This window comes from Corynebacterium sp. HMSC05D08 (assembly GCF_001807215.1).
GTDB classification, from domain to species: Bacteria; Actinomycetota; Actinomycetes; order Mycobacteriales; family Mycobacteriaceae; genus Corynebacterium; species Corynebacterium striatum.
Genome location: NZ_KV788339.1, coordinates 1 through 15,245, shown reverse-complemented (window position 1 = coordinate 15,245; position 15,245 = coordinate 1). Strand labels below are relative to the sequence as shown.

The following is a 15,245-nucleotide window of genomic DNA, read 5'->3' as shown; positions in this document are numbered from 1 at the left end:
GGCGGAAGGACTCAGCCAGAGCGAGGAACTCACCGAGGGAATCCCAGCGCAGGTGGTTCTCCTTCTGCACCTGCTGGACGTGCTTCGGAGCGGAGCCGCCGGCACCGGTCTCGAACAGGCCGCCGCGCTGCGCAACGCGGGGTAGGTTTTCGAGGGCGCGAGGCGGATCCCCTGGAACCCGCCCAAGAAGCAAGAAAGAGGCAAGAAAACGTTTCTCCGGTTAGGAGAGTTTTTGGAGTGGTTTTCGGGCTGTGTTGGTACCCTTTCCCGGTTACGAAGCAAGAAAGATTTTGAGCGCACGGGCCCAGGGATAAGCGTGCGACTGATCTGCGATAGGAGGCCCGGTTCGGTTTTGGGAAGTAGTCCGTATTGGCGGCCCATTTTGGCCGTGAGCGAGGTTCGGGACTTGAGTTTTCGGGAAGAGCCCAGAAAGTAGATGACGATCAGTAAGACCGTTCGATGATGAAGGGATGTTCCAATGGGTAATTGTGAGGGCGGTAACCCGCGCTAAGGGACGCAACCATGCGTGGGCAGTCGTCGCTGCACCGTGCCTGGGAAGCCTCAAAGCCGGCGAAAATTGATATTCGATAGTGTTGCAAATCACAAAGGTAGGTTTTCCTACTTGTGCAACACAAACCTGAGTTTGATAATTGCCATACGGCGGAAGTCCCTCCGCCGTTGAATACCTATCGAAGGGAGAAACCATGAAGATTCAAAATCGAAACCGCATCACTGGTGCAGTTTTGGCGGGTGTGTTGACCTTTGCCGGCACGGGTGTCGCTGGGGCGACGATTGTCAGCATTGACGGAGGAACCTGGGATTACGGCAGTGATTCTTCCACAGTGTGGTCCCACTACTTTCATAACGGCGTTCGACATGGATCTACAGCTGTGGGGAAGTTTCGGTCAGATAGTGGCTGTGTGAACAAGAACGTCTGGTCACGCGCCACTGCTCCGCGTAAGGGACTTGGCAATGAGTCCTTCTACCGTCATTGCTAGAGCATGTCCTTTCTGAGATCAAGCCTATTAGCCGTGGGGATATTCGCCACGGCTATTCTGGCGACTACTGTGGCTTTCCTCGGCGCGAGGCTTTACTCAACGATCGATGGTCACTTGGGTGAGTACGGGGTTCAGGTGGAGTCAGATCGCATCGCTTCGGAGCGAGTGAGTTTCTATTCCGAGCTGGCCGAGTTTGCGCGAAATAATGACTTCGACATCGCGATTAACTACTCGTCGCTCGCTGTCTCAGGTGGTGAGCAACGAGTCTACTCGTCCTCGCTTCCGCCTGACGGTGGCCGGATGGAACGGCCTCGCTTTGAACGGGGGGAAGTTGACATATTTTATCCGCTGGAAGACTTTCCATACTCTGATCCGAGACAACCTCTCCATATCAAAGGGTCGGCGGCGGACGAGCAGCACTTGCTACGGTGGTTAGATGAGCAGGGGCTTGACGCGGTGCCTCTTACCAGGTATTTCACGGAAATCTTTGCATCTTCGACTATCCCTATTCTGCTGATCTTGTCTGTCCTCCTGTGTCTGGTTCTCAGCGCAGGCCATGTTCTTGCCCGCTCACGTGAGGTTGGTGTTCATCGACTACTAGGGCTCAGCGTCGCAGAAACGACCAGTATTGAAATCAAGCGACAGAGCATCACACTTGTGCTTGCTTACCTCGTGGCCCCACTGCTCGTTGCAGGTCTGCTTTATGCCTACAACGGGTGGGCGGAAGGCTGGGTGTTTTGGAGAATTTATTTCACGATTAGCTTGATTCTGTCTGCATGTTTGCTCATTGGTTACCTGGGTGGCCAGTTTCTGGTTCGCAGGACATCGATACCCCAATCCGTCAAGGGCAAGATCCACGCGCGGCCAATTCTCTACTCCCTGACCGTTGTCCGCGGCGTGTCCCTGGTTGCTGCGCTCAGTGTGGTTGCAACCCTGGTCGGGTTTTCAGCGGAGCTTGAGGCGCGTCATCGCTTGCAGGGGGCGTGGGATGCACACCGTGGGCAGCAAGAGCTGGCGTTGAACGTTAACACAGCCTTCGAAGATTGGTCAGGTAGAGAGGCCGCAGCGCCATTTCGGGCTGCCGACGAGGCAGGAGACATTCTCCTCGTTGACCCGTATTGGATTACATGGCCCGTAGAACTAGAGGCACCAGTTCTATTAGTGAACCAGGAATTCGCGCGACAGGCGGGAGCGTCGATGTTGGATGGCACTGTTGTGACGGTCTGCTCACCGGGAAAGCTGTCTCTGCAGTCGACAAACGTGATCGAGGATACGTTAAAGTTCGAGGCTAGTTATACCAATGAACCAGCACCCGACATAGAGTGGCGGGACGGATGCAGCTTGGGCTCGGTATTCACTTACGATGTTGATTACCGTCCGCAAATAGATAACCCGATTCTCGTCATCCTTCCACGGGGTCTTGCCCCGTTGGGGGACCACAACTTGATGTCGAAGGTATCCCAGCAAGTCCTTCTCACTGCCTCCCCTGATGTGCCTTCGCAAATGTTGAAGGGTGCTACTGGGAATACGCTTGCTTTCTTCAGGCCGCGCGAGGACTCATGGCAGTCGAGTATTCGCGCCGCCGAGCAGAATGTGGCTCTGTGGGGGCTGAATGGCTTTGCGGTAGTCCTGCTTGTGACGGTCTTGGTCGGAGCCACGGTCCTTACTTTTCGAGTTACCTACCGGCGCAAAATCCACGTTGCCTATGTTTGTGGGCGAAGCCCTTGGTGGGTTGCAAAAGAAGCAGTAGCTTTTGAGGTTGTATTTTTCGTAGCGACAATTGGCTGGCTGCTGTATATGGTCCGCGATCATCAGGTTCAAGCTGAGAGCCGCGCGCCCTCAACCTGGAGTATCGGGTTTGAAAATCAATGGTCACCATTGACCATCGTCGCAGTCGTGGGTTTCAGCGCAGTATGGTTTTTGGTTTCTATGGTGCTAATGCTTAGAGCTGCTTCACAGTGGGATGCAAGAGGAGGAGTGGAACCGCAATGACAATTCAGGTAAGCGAAGTATCCTGCGGATTTGGCGAGCGGACGGTTTTGCAAGCTTTCTCGGCCACCTTTAAGGCAGGACAAATCACGGCGCTCACAGGGCCCTCCGGCAGTGGCAAAACAACCTTGCTCAATATGTTAGGCGGACTGACTACGCCGGATTCGGGAACGATCGAGTTCGAAGGGCTCGACATCGCATCTATGAATCCGGGCGCACGTCGCAGATTTCGGCGAGCAAACGTCGGGTACCTGTTTCAAGACTATGGTTTGGTACCCGATCTCTCTGTTATGGAGAATATCAAGATTGCTGTCCCCCGCGTCTCCCGCGAGACGATGGCAGCGGCGCTGACTGAAGTTGGGCTTGGAGGGACTGAAAAGCGAACGGTGAGTGAGCTTTCTGGTGGCGAGCAACAGCGCATTGCTTTGATGAGACTCATTCTCGCGCAGCCGAAGATTGTGTTAGCTGATGAACCGACCGGGGCCCTCGATGAAGCAAACGCGCAACTCGTTCTTAAATATCTACGTCAATTTGCTCAGGGTGGTGCAGTGGTCGTCGTGGCCACCCATTCTGCATATATTGCGAATAGTTCAGATGTGGTGTTTGGGCTCTGGTGTGGCGGAAGAATATAGCTGGGAAGCCATGCCTTTTCATTGGGGCGGATTACAACATAACGGAAGCTTTGACAGATTGCTTCGGATGGGCCGAAATGGGGTGCATTAACAGTCTCAAGGATATCAACATTCTGGATTTCGGCGGTGGATCCGTGAAGAGTACGTCCGTTCCGGTACTTGCTGCATGTATGTTTGCTAAGTCAAAGCGGTTAATAGTCAAAGGTGCTGGTACCGATGAGGTCTACTCGAAAACAATTGCAGATATGGTCAGGGCAACAGCTATCGCAGTAACGTCTTCGCATGAAATCGGTACTACACACTGTGATGTATTCGAAGTCGAAAATGACGAGGTGAGTACTTCTCCAGAGAAGAGTGGATCGCCACCAATATTGTACTTTGTTGAGCGCTCCATGCACACCGTACGAACGCTTTTTAGCGCGATCGAAGCAGGGGCTAATGCCTACTTCATCTGTGAACAACCTACCGAGAATTTCAAAACTGATCTTGAAATGAGGCTCACCTACCTCGATCGCGGATTGATGCTTGACCACCAGCTCCCTGTATCCACAGTTCTTCGGGCTCAAAATCTCACGCCTTTCCAAACTCGGGTGATGCAATGCCTGCGCGACGGTGTGTTGTCCGACAGGGACATCGCGGCGGCACTTGGCACTTCCGAAAAGATGGTGGGAAAACTCATCGGGCAATTGTTCGGGATATTCGGATGCAACCGGCGCAGCGCGTTAGCTAAACAATCCATTTATGTTTGAATGTGCATGTTCTGGATCAAGCTTGTGGAAACTTATGCCTTACGTCTATTTGATCTGATGTCGCAAAACGGTGCTTCAATGAAACTATCTGTATCCAAGCCTCGAAAAGGCAGCAGCGGCGGCAGAATTAGTTCAGTTCATCGAGCGTCACCCCCTGTGCCATTAGAATGCGCAGTCGCTCTGTGGCGCGTGGGCATCACCCAGTGAGTTCGGGAAGGGGTAGCTTTTGGGGATGGAGGACGAGACTGGGCTGGGCAAAGGGGATCCCAGCCCGGCCAAACAAAAACCGGCTGGCCCAGGGTATGGCACCCCGGGCCAGCCGGCTAACTAGCATCGACAGCCCAGGCCAACGGCCCAGACAGTCAACCGAGCGCTTACTTCTTCAGGCCATCAATGATTTCGTTGAAGGCAGCAACCGGGCGCATGACAGCGGAGAGCTTGTCCTCGTCCGGTGCGTAGTAGCCGCCCAGGTCAGCAGGGGAACCCTGAACGTCGAGCAGTCCCTTGACGATCTCGTCCTTCTTAGCCTCGAGAGCCTCAGCAACCGGCTTGAAGGTCTCAGCCAGCTCAGCGTCGTCGGTCTGTGCAGCCAGCTCCTTGGCCCAGTTCAGGGTCAGGTGGAAGTGAGAACCACGGTTGTCGTTCTCGCCGACCTTGCGGGACGGGGAGTTGCCCTCGTCGAGGAGGGTCTCGGTGGCCTTGTCGAGGGCGTCGGCAAGCACGCCTGCCTTAGCGTTGCCGTGAGCGTTGAGCTCGTGGCGGAAGGACTCAGCCAGAGCGAGGAACTCACCCAGGGAGTCCCAACGCAGGTGGTTTTCTTCCTCAACCTGCTGCACGTGCTTCGGAGCGGAGCCGCCTGCACCGGTCTCGAAGAGGCCGCCGCCAGCCATCAGCGGAACCACAGACAGCATCTTTGCGGAGGTGCCGAGCTCGAGAATCGGGAAGAGGTCGGTGTTGTAGTCACGCAGCACGTTACCGGTGACGGAGATGGTGTCCTCGCCCTTACGGATGCGCTCGATGGAGATCTTGGTTGCCTCAACCGGGGAAGCGATGGAGATGTCCAAGCCCTCGGTGTCGTGATCCTTCAGGTACTTCTCCACCAGGGTGATGAGGTTGGCGTCGTGACCGCGCTCTGGGTCCAGCCAGAAGATGGTCTTCATACCGGACAGGCGTGCGCGGTTAACAGCCAGCTTGACCCAGTCCTGGATCGGAGCGTCCTTGGTCTGGCATGCGCGCCAGATGTCGCCAGCCTCGACGTCGTGCTCGATGAGGACGTCGCCAGCGGAGTTAGTCACCTGCACGGTGCCGTTCTCCGGCACCTTGAAGGTCTTGTTGTGGGAGCCATACTCCTCAGCTTTCTGAGCCATCAGGCCGACGTTTGGAACGGTACCCATGGTGGACGGATCGAATGCGCCATTAGCCTTGCAGTCCTCGATAACAGCCTGGTAAACGCCAGCGTAGGAGGAATCCGGGATAACAGCGAGGGTGTCCTGTTCCTCGTCGTTCTTGTTCCACATGTGGCCGGAGGTGCGGATCATGGCCGGCATGGAAGCGTCGATGATGACGTCGGAAGGAACGTGCAGGTTGGTGATGCCCTTAGCGGAGTTCACCATAGCCAGGTCCGGGCCGTTTTCGAGAGCAGCGTCGAATGCGGCCTTGATCTCCTCGCCATTCTCGAGGGACTTCAGTCCCTCGTAGATAGCGCCGAGGCCGTTCTCACCGTTGAGACCAGCTGCGAGCAGCTCCTCGCCGTACTTGTCATAAACGTCTGCGAAGAACGCGCGGACCACGTGGCCGAAGATGATTGGGTCGGAGACCTTCATCATGGTGGCCTTCAGGTGCGCAGAGAAGAGAACGCCCTCTTCCTTAGCGCGAGCAACCTGAGCCTTCAGGAACTCGTCGAGAGCCTTGGCGGAGATAAAGGTGCCGTCGATAACCTCTCCCTTGAGAACCTTGAGGCCCTCGAGCAGGACGGTGTCATTGAGCTTGATGGTCAGGGTGTCATCAGCCGGCATGATGACGGACTTCTCGTTGTGGCGGAAGTCGTTATCAGACATGGTGGCAACGTTGGTCTTGGAATCAGCGGTCCAAGCGCCCATCTTGTGCGGGTACTTCTTAGCGAAGTTCTTCACAGCAATCGGTGCGCGGCGGTCGGAGTTGCCCTCGCGCAGAACCGGGTTCACAGCGGAACCGGTAACAACGGCGTACTTCTCCGGAGCGTCCTCGTAATCCGGAATGTCGAAACCGTCAGCCTGCAGCTCGGCGATAGCCTTCTTCAGCTGTACCAGGGAAGCGGAGATGTTCGGAAGCTTGATGATGTTTGCTTCCGGGGTCTTAGCCAGCTCGCCGAGTTGAGCCAGTGCGTCTTCGACCTTCTTCTCACCCAAGCGCTCTGGGAACTGAGCCAGGATACGGCCAGCCAGGGAGATATCGCGGGTCTCAACCTCGATGTCCGCGGTGGAGGCAAAAGCCTCAACGACCGGCTTGAAAGAGTAGGTGGCGAGCAGCGGAGCTTCGTCCGTGCGGGTCCAGATGATCTTAGACATGTTTCTCCTAATAGTTCGAAAATGTTTCAACCTAACAGGATACCTGTCTTGTTACAGCTGTGCGGGCAATTACCCCTCAGAGACCCCACGCTTCCAATAGCCCATGAAGGACACCGCCGAGCGCGGCACGCCTGCCTCCTTGACCAGCATGCGACGCATGCGCTTGACGACGCCGCTTTCGCCCGCTATCCACCAATACGCACCGTCCGCGGCACGGGTGCCGAGCTCTTCGCCTGAAGCAGAAAAGCCTGGGGTCTCCCAGAGAACTTCGCGCTCAGGGGTGGCCTGTTGTGGGGTGTCTGGGACGGGGTCGGCGCCGGTGAGGGAGGAGAGGGCGTCGATAAGCGTGGCGTTGCCATCGTGCGGGAGGAACTCGATGGTGACGCCGGCAGGAGCGGCGAGGGGCTGCGCGTCCTGGAAGTAGGGCACCGCGATGTGCACGCTGCCGCTAAGCCCGTCGGGCCACTCGTCGAGGATGCGGGCGATGGCAGGCAGGGCGGTCTCGTCGCCAAAGACATGGACCTCGCGGGCCTCGCCGGGCTGGAACTCGATGCCGGGGCCGGATTCGTCGTCGGAGTGTGGGGCGATGACGTAGATTTCATCGCCCGGTGCGGCTGTCGACGCCCACATGGATGCCGGGCCCGTTTCACCAGGCGCGGTATGCAGCACGAAGTCGATAGTGAGGATGCCGCGTTCGCGGTCGAGCTCGCGCACGGAGTAGGTGCGAAGTGCGCCACGGGTGGCCGGATCGAGCTGCTGCCAAGCGGCGTACCAGTCCTCCGTGGCGGGAAGCTCCGGCAGGCCGTGGGCGCCGGGGATGATGAGCTTAATGCGCAGGTCACGGATGACGCCGGAGGGCCCCATCTCTGTCAGGCCGGTGAGGCGTACTCGTTGGAAGCTGGGGGAGATGTGCACAGAGTCCAAGACAGTGGCGCGGAATGGCTGGTAGGGCATTACTTTACCTTTCTCTTACCAATGGGCATGACGGCCGGAAGCCCCGAGACTGGGTCTTCGACGATGACGGAGTCCACGCCGAAGACGTCCTTGACCGTTTGCTGCGTCATGACGTCTTGGGGGCTTCCCTGGGCGTAGACGTTGCCGTTTGAGACCGCGATGAGTTCGTCAGAATAGCGGGCGGCCAGGTTGAGGTCGTGAATGACCATGGCGATGGTGGTGCCGTGGGTCTCGTTGAGTTCGACGAGCAGGTCGAGGACCTCGAGCTGGTGTTTGATGTCGAGGTAGGTGGTGGGCTCGTCGAGCAGCAGGATGTCGGTGCGCTGGGCGAGTGCCATGGCGATCCACACGCGCTGGCGCTGGCCGCCGGAGAGTTCGTCGATGGAGCGCTCCGCGAGTTCAGCCACCCCGGTCATCTCCATGGATTCCTGCACGATGTCGTAGTCTTCCTGGCTCCAGCGGCCGAGCAGCCCCTGGTGTGGGGTGCGGCCGCGGCCCACGAGGTCCGCCACCACGATGCCGTCCGGGGCGATGGGAGACTGCGGCAGTAGGCCCAGCGAGGTGGCCAGCTGTTTGGTGGGAATCTCGGAGATGGCTTTGCCGTCGAGGAAAATCTCGCCGCCGGTGGGCTTGAGCAGGCGGGACAGCGAGCGCAGCAAAGTGGACTTGCCGCAGCCGTTGGGGCCCACGATGGAGGTCACCTTGCCGGGTGCGATGTCGACGCTGAGCCCGGTGATGATGTCGCGCTCGCCGTATCCGAGGGAGATGTCCTTCGCGGTGAGCTGAGCAGGTTTGTGCATGACAGTCCTAACGATTCGAGCGAGTGAGCAAGTAAATAAGGAATGGCGCACCGAGCACGCCGGTGATGACGCCGACGGGGTAGCGGGTACCAAAGAAGTATTGACCAGCCATGTCAGCGACGAGCACCAGGATGGCGCCCACCGCACCGGCAGGGGCGATCATGGAGGGGCCAGCCTTAAACAGGCGGGTGGCAATTGGCCCGGCCATGAATGCCACGAAGGCAATCGGGCCCGTCGACGCCGTGGCCACCGCAATGAGGATTACCGCGCCCACGATGGCCGAAACACGCACAACGTTGAGCCGCAGGCCAAGGCCGACGGCGAGGTCGTCGCCAAGCCGCAAAACGTTGAGCTGGTGACCCAAGAAAATCATGACGGGCGCGATGACCAGCACCGTAAGAAGAAGTGGCAGGCCGCGCTCCCAGGACATGGTGTTGAGCGAGCCCGTGATCCAACGTGTGGCCGTAGGCAGGTCGTAGGACGGGGCCTTCGACAGCACGAAGTTGGTCCACGCCTGCAGAATCGCCGACATACCAATGCCGATGAGGATAAGGCGCGTGCCGGTGAAACCAGACTTCAGCGACAGCAGGTAAATCAGCGCGGCGATCGTCAGCGAGCACACCAGCGACACCAAAGACACGGTGGTCTGGGAGACGTTATAAAACACAATCGCCGTGATGCCCGCGGCGGAGGCACCGGAGGAGATACCGATGATATCGGGAGAGGCCAGCTGGTTGCGCAGCATGGTCTGGAAAGTCACGCCGGCGATACCGAAAGCGATGCCCGCGGCGACGGCTACGGTGGCACGCGGCAGGCGCAGGTCGCCGACCGTAAAGGACGCGCCGGGGACGGTCTCACCGAAAACAACACGAATCACCTTGCCCGGACCATAGAAGGTCTCGCCCACCATGAGGCTGGTGGCCCACAAAACCACGATGATGACGGCGAGCACGCTCAGGCGCCAGGCAAAGGAACGCGCGCGGGCGTGGCGTTGCTGTTGCAGCGTCGCGGAGGTGGAGGCCGAGGAGGTTTGATTCGGCATTAGAGATCACGCACCTTGGTTCGGCGGACAATCCAGATGAACAGCGGTGCGCCTAGAAGTGGGGTGAGGATGCCCACGGCGACCTCGCTCGGCTTGGCGACGACGCGCCCCACCGTGTCCGCCGCCACCAACAGGAAGGCGCCGGCCAGGCCGGTCATGGGCAGCAGCAGGCGGTGGTCGGTGCCGAGCACTAGGCGCATGACGTGGGGGACGATGAGGCCTACGAAAGCGATGGGGCCGGCAATCGCGGTGGCAGTACCGCACAGAATGACCGCGCCCACGGCGGAGAGCAAGCGCGTACGCACAACGTTGATGCCGAGGCCGGTAGCGACGTCGTCGCCAAGCGCAAGTGCGTTAAGTCCCGTGGCGCAGGCCAGGACAATGATGAGGCCGATGACGAGGAACGGCACGGCCATACTAATTTGGGACCACTGCGCGCCACCGACGGAGCCGATTTGCCAGAAACGGAACTTGTCCATGACGTCGGTGCGCGGGAGCAGCACGGCGCTGACCATGCTGGAACACGCGGCGGCCGTGGCAGCGCCTGAGAGTGCGAGCTTGAGCGGCGTGGCGCCGCCGCGGCCTAGGGAGCCGACGACGTAGACGAAGGAGGCGGCAGCGAAGGAGCCGATAATCGCCACGATCATCGTGGGCACGGGGCGAGAGAGCCCGAAGAACGCGATGCCCACCACGACGGCCAGCGCGGCGCCGGAGAGGACACCGAAGATGCCAGGGTCGGCGAGCGGGTTGCGGGTCATGGCCTGGAACGTGGTTCCGGACATGGCGAGCGCGGCACCGACGAAGAGCGACAACACGGTGCGTGGGACACGCAAATATGCGGCGGCCTCACTGGCTGTCGCGGTCGAACCGCCGAGGGCCGAGAGGGCGTCGGAAGGGGAAATTGTGCGCACGCCAAACATGACCGAAGCCACCACTGCGAGAGCGGTGGCGGCTAAGAGTCCGATGATGACGGCGATTTTCTTGGCCGCCACGTGATTTAAGCCTGCAGACCGGAGTTCAGCTGCTCGAAGTACTTGTCGATGCCCCACGGAATAGACAGCGGGGACTGGTTCGCCGAAGCGCCCAGCGGGCCGTTCTCGAGGAAGACCACGTTGCCCTTCTGAACTGCCGGGATCTTGCCCTTGAGCGGATCCTTCTGCAGCTCCTCGAGGGTCTTCTTGTCATCGTCGGCGTTTCCGGTGGAGTAGGCCACGATGAGGTCAACGTCGTTGAACTCTTCTGGCTTCTCAGCGGAGACCTCGACCCAGAACTGCTCGGCGTTCTCGGAGTTCTTTTCCACGATGTCCGGGGTGCCCAGGCCATGCTCGGCTAGGAAGCCCATGCGTGGGTCGTCGGTGGTGTAGAAGCCGATCTTGGAAGCATCGGTGGTGCCGCCGAAGGCGGTGAACAGGACCTTCTTGTCCTTGAGAGCCGGGTACTTGTCCAGGGCCTTCTCGGTTTGGGCATCGAGATCCTCGATGAGCTTTTCGCCCTCGTCCTTCTTGCCGATGGCCTCAGCGTTCATCTCAATCATGTCCTCGAGGGAGGTCGTCCACGGGACGTCCGGGTAGGCCACGACCGGGGCAATCTTGGACAGGGTGTCGTAGTCCTCCTGCGTCAGACCGGAGTAGGAAGCGAGGATGACGTCCGGCTGGGTGTCAGCGACCTGCTCGAACGGGATGCCGTCGGTCTCATCAAAGAGGACCGGAGTTTCCGCGCCGAGCTCCTTTAGCTTCTCCTCGGTCCACGGCAAGACGCCGTTGTTGTCATCGTCTCCCCACGTGGTCTTGGACATGCCCACTGGGACAACGCCCAGCGCCAAAGGAACCTCGTGGTTAGCCCAACCCACGGTAGCCACGCGCTCTGGTGCCTTCTCGATGGTGGTCTCGCCGAACGCGTGCTTGATGGTCACCGGGAATGCGGCGGAGTCCGCGGAGTTAGACGACGACGCGGAGTTGTTCTCTCCAGTGGAAGAGCTGTCCGAGGAGCAGGCTGCCAAAGTGAAGATGGTGGCCGCTGCCGCGACGGTGGCGATGATGCGTTGTGCTCGCACTAGGGAACTCCTTTGAAGAGTAGGTATAGCTTTTCTAACTTAGGCAAGACTATATACACAACACCCATGTTGCGTAATTTGGTCTTTGTGATGTTCGACATAAACCCATCATGATGTGGGAAAAGCACATTTGGGTGGCCTTGGCTTACGAAGAATCCCTCCCGCGCGCTAAGGTCTCCGCTCGTGAATTCTGTCTCCTTAAGCTCCCAAAACAATCCCGACCGCGCCGACCAACCGCGCGTGCCCCGCCAAACTGAAATCTCGTCGACCCGCCGCACCCTCGTCACGCTCGCCCTGGCGCTGGGTGCCTTTTCCATCGGCACCACGGAGTTCGTCTCCATGGGTCTGCTGCCGCTCATCGCGGGTGACTTTGGCATTACGGAAGACACCGCCTCGACGCTAATCACCGTCTACGCCATCGGCGTCGTCGTCGGCGCTCCCGTTATCTCAGCCGTGACGGGCAAGCTGCCGCGCCGCCGCCTCATCATCTTGCTCATCGGCTTCCTCCTCGTGGGCAACCTGCTCACCGCCTTGGCACCGAACTACGCCACGCTGCTGGCCGCTCGCTTCATTGCAGGTCTGCCGCACGGCGCGTACTTCTCCGTGGCCAACCTGTCCGCCGCCGCCATGGCGCCGAAGGGCGGTCGCGGTAAGGCAATGGCTGCCATCGGCATGGGCCTGGCCGTGGCCACTGTTATGGGCGTTCCCGCGGCCCAGGCACTCGGCCAGAACCTGGGCTGGCACTCTGCCTACTTCCTCGTGGTCAACCTCGCGCTGGCAACGATGGTCTTGCTATACTTCCTCTTCCCGCACATGACGGAGATGCCGTCCACTGACATCTCCACCGAGCTCGGCGCGCTGAAAAACCTGCAGGTTTGGCTGTCGGTCATCATGGGCATCGTCGGATTCGGCGGCATGTTCGCGGTCTACACCTACATCACATGGACCATGACCGAAGTCGCCGGAATGCCGGATCGCTGGACCTGGGCAGTGCTCATGGTTTATGGCATCGGCATGACCATTGGCAACGGCGTCGGCGGCGCGCTGTCTGACCGCAACACCGAATACTCCATCCTTTTCGCCCTCGTATTCCTCGTGGCGACGTCCCTGGTGTTCTACTTCGGCGCGCACAATCTCTGGCTAGCGACCATCGCGTTCGGCTTCCTCGCCTTCTTCGGCGCGGTCCTCATCCCGTCGCTGCAGCTGCGCCTCATGATCGTTGCTGGCGACGCCCAGACCCTCGCCTCCGCGCTGAACCAGTCCGCGCTCAATATTGCCAACGCCATGGGTGCGGCCCTCGGTGGCCTCGTGGTGGGCGCCGGTTTCAACTACAACGCCACCTCCCTGGTGGGCGTCGTCCTCGCCTCGCTGGGCATCATCGTGTGGATCGTTTCCCAGGTCACCGCCAAGCGTAGCGGCGTGCATGTAAAGATCATCGAGCAGAGCTAACACCCAGCACACGGTGGGGCACGACGGCGGTGGTCTTGTTCCTTTTGCGCGCAAGTAGACTAGCGCGCATGACTTTTACTATTGCGAGCGTCAACGTCAACGGCATCCGCGCCGCCTGCAAGCAGCGCAATGAAAATAACCCGGGAATGAATGTCTGGCTCGAGGAGACCACCGCCGACGTGGTCCTCATGCAAGAAGTTCGCGCGAATCCGAAGGAAACCCAGAAGGCACTCGCGCCCGCTCTTGAGGCCGGCTGGCACTTGGTCCAGGCCGAGTCCGCCGCGAAGGGCCGCGCGGGCGTGGGCATTCTTTCGCGCACGCCGCTGAGCGACGTCTCAGTTGGCTTCGGGTCCTTCTCCGAGTCCGGTCGCTTCATCGCCGCGACTGTCGACGCCGAGGGCGGCCCGGTACGCGTGGCCTCCCTGTACCTGCCGTCTGGCGATACTGATTCCCCGAAGCAGGACGAGAAGTACCTCTTCCTCGACGAGTTCTCGGAGGTCCTCGCCGACTTGGCCGCGACTTATCCGCAGGCCGTTATCGGTGGCGACTGGAACATCTGTCACCGAGCGCAGGATCTCAAGAACAACAAGTCCAATGAGAAGAAGTCCGGCCACCTGCCTGAGGAGCGTGCGTTCATGGACCATGTGTTTGGCTCCTTCCCGGATGAGCTGCCACAGGAGAAGAAGGGCCTTGGGGACTACCTCGGCGTGATCGACTACGCCACGAAGACCGACTGGTCAGCCCGCGTTCCGGGGGAGGACGCCGTGCAGTGGTACGACGTCGCCAGGCGCCTTGCCCCCGATGCCGACGGTCCGTACACCTGGTGGACCTACCGCGGCCAAGCGTTTAATAACGACGCTGGCTGGCGCATCGACTACCAGGCTGCCACCAAGTCAATGCTGGAGCGCGCGGAGAAAACCTGGGTCGAAAAGGCGCCCACGGTGGAACAGCGCTGGTCGGATCACTCGCCTTTGCTGGTGCAGTACCGCTAGACGGTGCTAAGCTGTGTGAGTCTCAAAATCTTAGATTCTTAAAACGGAGAACCTCATGACCCGCGCAATTATTTACTTCGTGCTCGGCGCCGTACTGCTCGGCCTGGGTATCTGGTGGTGGACCATCGTCGGTCCGTCCTTCGCATTCCTGGCTCCGATCATCCTCCAGGGCGTCGGCGGCGCGTTCATGGTCGCTGGTTGGGCAGTTATGCTCGACGTTCACGCGCCGACTTCTCGCAAGCTCTAAGCTTGCATTTGCTGCTAAAGCACTCACCCGTAGGTGAGTGTCTCCCCATTAGGTTCGTCTGAGAGAACAGACGCTGCCTAGTGGGGATTTTTATGAGAAGACGAAGGGACAGAAGGGCATGCGGCCGAAAGACTGTGTAGTCGTATATCACCTTCTGTACCCCCATGAAGCCTGCTATATGACTAAACATATGTTTCCGAGAATGCGTCACTGCCCGCAGTTTCTACGTCTAAACGACAGAAGTCTAATAAATAGAAAAGCGCACTCCCACCAGCGGGAGTGCCTTCATTTACTCGATTCAAAAGCGGAATTTGAGACCTAAGATAAGGACCGCGATTGTGTCACGCATACCCAAATAGGATAAATAACTGATGGTCGTATAGAACTCATTTACGGGGGACTTTGGTTCTGCGCCAAACCGTATTGAAGTGCCCCGGGTTTTGTTCCTAGGCATTTGCCTTGATTTCCATTATTCCTTGACTGGGGTGGTGTTCCCAAAAATCGGTTTCTATTTCAGCCGGCGTGCGGTAGCCCAAGCTCTGGTGAAGCCGTGATTCATTCCACCAATTCACCCACTCGAACGTGGCGATTTCTACGTCGACGACATCGTTCCACGAGCGCCCATGGATCAGTTCGTTCTTGTAGGAGCCGTTGACATTCTCAGCCAAAGCATTGTCGTAGGAATCACCAACAGTGCCGGTAGACGCAGTAATTCCGTGCTCAGCCAGGCGCTCGTTGTAGACAATACTCACATATTGCAAGCCGTGGTCTGAATGGTGAATCAAGCCCGTTGT

The 15,245-nt window shown here is 59.0% G+C and carries 14 protein-coding genes and 1 pseudogene; 7 read left to right on the top strand and 8 right to left on the bottom strand.

Annotated features, from left to right (window positions below; genetic code table 11):
• Nucleotides 1–172, bottom strand: a pseudogene (locus tag HMPREF3148_RS14045) (NADP-dependent isocitrate dehydrogenase); the annotation flags it as partial.
• A gap of 532 nt (nucleotides 173–704) precedes the next feature.
• Between HMPREF3148_RS14045 and HMPREF3148_RS13265 the strand changes: the two are divergent.
• The 4 genes from HMPREF3148_RS13265 to HMPREF3148_RS07435 all read left to right on the top strand — a co-directional run bounded on the left by HMPREF3148_RS13265 (nucleotide 705) and on the right by HMPREF3148_RS07435 (nucleotide 4,368).
• Nucleotides 705–998 carry a lactococcin 972 family bacteriocin gene (locus HMPREF3148_RS13265; RefSeq protein ID WP_080969947.1) on the top strand — a complete coding sequence of 98 codons (294 nt, stop codon included), beginning with the start codon at nucleotides 705–707 and terminating at the stop codon, nucleotides 996–998.
• A 69-nt stretch (nucleotides 999–1,067) separates the two neighbouring features.
• On the top strand, nucleotides 1,068–2,990 hold the full coding sequence (locus HMPREF3148_RS07445; protein ID WP_129721110.1) for a hypothetical protein: 1,923 nt from the start codon (nucleotides 1,068–1,070) through the stop codon (nucleotides 2,988–2,990).
• Nucleotides 2,987–3,619, top strand: coding sequence for a heme ABC exporter ATP-binding protein CcmA (gene ccmA / locus HMPREF3148_RS07440; protein WP_070508949.1), 633 nt, complete (start codon nucleotides 2,987–2,989; stop codon nucleotides 3,617–3,619). The genes HMPREF3148_RS07445 and ccmA overlap by 4 nt, the downstream gene beginning before the upstream one ends.
• Nucleotides 3,620–3,669: 50 nt before the next feature.
• Nucleotides 3,670–4,368 carry a helix-turn-helix domain-containing protein gene (locus tag HMPREF3148_RS07435; RefSeq protein WP_129721108.1) on the top strand — a complete coding sequence of 233 codons (699 nt, stop codon included), beginning with the start codon at nucleotides 3,670–3,672 and terminating at the stop codon, nucleotides 4,366–4,368.
• 374 nt (nucleotides 4,369–4,742) lie between these two features.
• On the opposite strand, the gene HMPREF3148_RS07430 is transcribed toward HMPREF3148_RS07435, so the two are convergent.
• The 6 genes from HMPREF3148_RS07430 to HMPREF3148_RS07405 form a co-directional block, all read right to left on the bottom strand.
• On the bottom strand, nucleotides 4,743–6,914 hold the full coding sequence (locus HMPREF3148_RS07430; RefSeq protein ID WP_049147447.1) for an NADP-dependent isocitrate dehydrogenase: 2,172 nt from the start codon (nucleotides 6,912–6,914) through the stop codon (nucleotides 4,743–4,745).
• A 69-nt stretch (nucleotides 6,915–6,983) separates the two neighbouring features.
• Nucleotides 6,984–7,868, bottom strand: coding sequence for a siderophore-interacting protein (locus HMPREF3148_RS07425; RefSeq protein ID WP_070508946.1), 885 nt, complete (start codon nucleotides 7,866–7,868; stop codon nucleotides 6,984–6,986).
• The gene (locus HMPREF3148_RS07420) at nucleotides 7,868–8,668 is read right to left on the bottom strand and encodes an ABC transporter ATP-binding protein (RefSeq protein ID WP_070508944.1); all 801 of its coding nucleotides are present in this window, start codon (nucleotides 8,666–8,668) and stop codon (nucleotides 7,868–7,870) included. Before HMPREF3148_RS07420 ends, HMPREF3148_RS07425 begins: the two co-directional genes overlap by 1 nt.
• A 7-nt stretch (nucleotides 8,669–8,675) precedes the next feature.
• A complete protein-coding gene (locus HMPREF3148_RS07415) occupies nucleotides 8,676–9,710 on the bottom strand; it encodes a FecCD family ABC transporter permease (protein ID WP_049064178.1) in 1,035 nt (344 codons plus the stop codon).
• Nucleotides 9,710–10,702, bottom strand: coding sequence for a FecCD family ABC transporter permease (locus HMPREF3148_RS07410; RefSeq protein ID WP_049064177.1), 993 nt, complete (start codon nucleotides 10,700–10,702; stop codon nucleotides 9,710–9,712). Before HMPREF3148_RS07410 ends, HMPREF3148_RS07415 begins: the two co-directional genes overlap by 1 nt.
• Before the next feature lie 5 nt (nucleotides 10,703–10,707).
• Nucleotides 10,708–11,763, bottom strand: coding sequence for an iron-siderophore ABC transporter substrate-binding protein (locus tag HMPREF3148_RS07405; RefSeq protein WP_070508943.1), 1,056 nt, complete (start codon nucleotides 11,761–11,763; stop codon nucleotides 10,708–10,710).
• A 183-nt stretch (nucleotides 11,764–11,946) separates the two neighbouring features.
• On the opposite strand from HMPREF3148_RS07405, the gene HMPREF3148_RS07400 reads away from it, so the two are divergent.
• From HMPREF3148_RS07400 to HMPREF3148_RS07390, 3 genes are all read left to right on the top strand, one after another.
• A complete protein-coding gene (locus HMPREF3148_RS07400) occupies nucleotides 11,947–13,212 on the top strand; it encodes an MFS transporter (protein WP_049147438.1) in 1,266 nt (421 codons plus the stop codon).
• 68 nt (nucleotides 13,213–13,280) lie between these two features.
• Nucleotides 13,281–14,204: an exodeoxyribonuclease III gene (locus tag HMPREF3148_RS07395; RefSeq protein WP_049159394.1), complete on the top strand. Its 924-nt coding sequence runs from the start codon at nucleotides 13,281–13,283 to the stop codon at nucleotides 14,202–14,204.
• Nucleotides 14,205–14,259: 55 nt separating this feature from the next.
• Nucleotides 14,260–14,451 carry a hypothetical protein gene (locus tag HMPREF3148_RS07390; RefSeq protein WP_049147434.1) on the top strand — a complete coding sequence of 64 codons (192 nt, stop codon included), beginning with the start codon at nucleotides 14,260–14,262 and terminating at the stop codon, nucleotides 14,449–14,451.
• A 446-nt stretch (nucleotides 14,452–14,897) separates the two neighbouring features.
• On the opposite strand, the gene HMPREF3148_RS07385 is transcribed toward HMPREF3148_RS07390, so the two are convergent.
• The coding region (locus HMPREF3148_RS07385; protein ID WP_141741078.1) for an integrase core domain-containing protein at nucleotides 14,898–15,245 on the bottom strand (348 nt) is incomplete at its 5' end.

Excerpts from the sequence above, each read along its gene's own strand:
- HMPREF3148_RS07390 (WP_049147434.1), top strand. The coding sequence starts at position 14,260 with ATGACCCGCGCAATTATTTACTTCGTGCTCGGCGCCGTACTGCTCGGC.
- HMPREF3148_RS07395 (WP_049159394.1), top strand. The coding sequence starts at position 13,281 with ATGACTTTTACTATTGCGAGCGTCAACGTCAACGGCATCCGCGCCGCC.
- HMPREF3148_RS13265 (WP_080969947.1), top strand. The coding sequence starts at position 705 with ATGAAGATTCAAAATCGAAACCGCATCACTGGTGCAGTTTTGGCGGGT.
- HMPREF3148_RS07415 (WP_049064178.1), bottom strand. The coding sequence starts at position 9,710 with ATGCCGAATCAAACCTCCTCGGCCTCCACCTCCGCGACGCTGCAACAG.
- ccmA (WP_070508949.1), top strand. The coding sequence starts at position 2,987 with ATGACAATTCAGGTAAGCGAAGTATCCTGCGGATTTGGCGAGCGGACG.
- HMPREF3148_RS07430 (WP_049147447.1), bottom strand. The coding sequence starts at position 6,914 with ATGTCTAAGATCATCTGGACCCGCACGGACGAAGCTCCGCTGCTCGCC.
- HMPREF3148_RS07420 (WP_070508944.1), bottom strand. The coding sequence starts at position 8,668 with ATGCACAAACCTGCTCAGCTCACCGCGAAGGACATCTCCCTCGGATAC.
- HMPREF3148_RS07425 (WP_070508946.1), bottom strand. The coding sequence starts at position 7,868 with ATGCCCTACCAGCCATTCCGCGCCACTGTCTTGGACTCTGTGCACATC.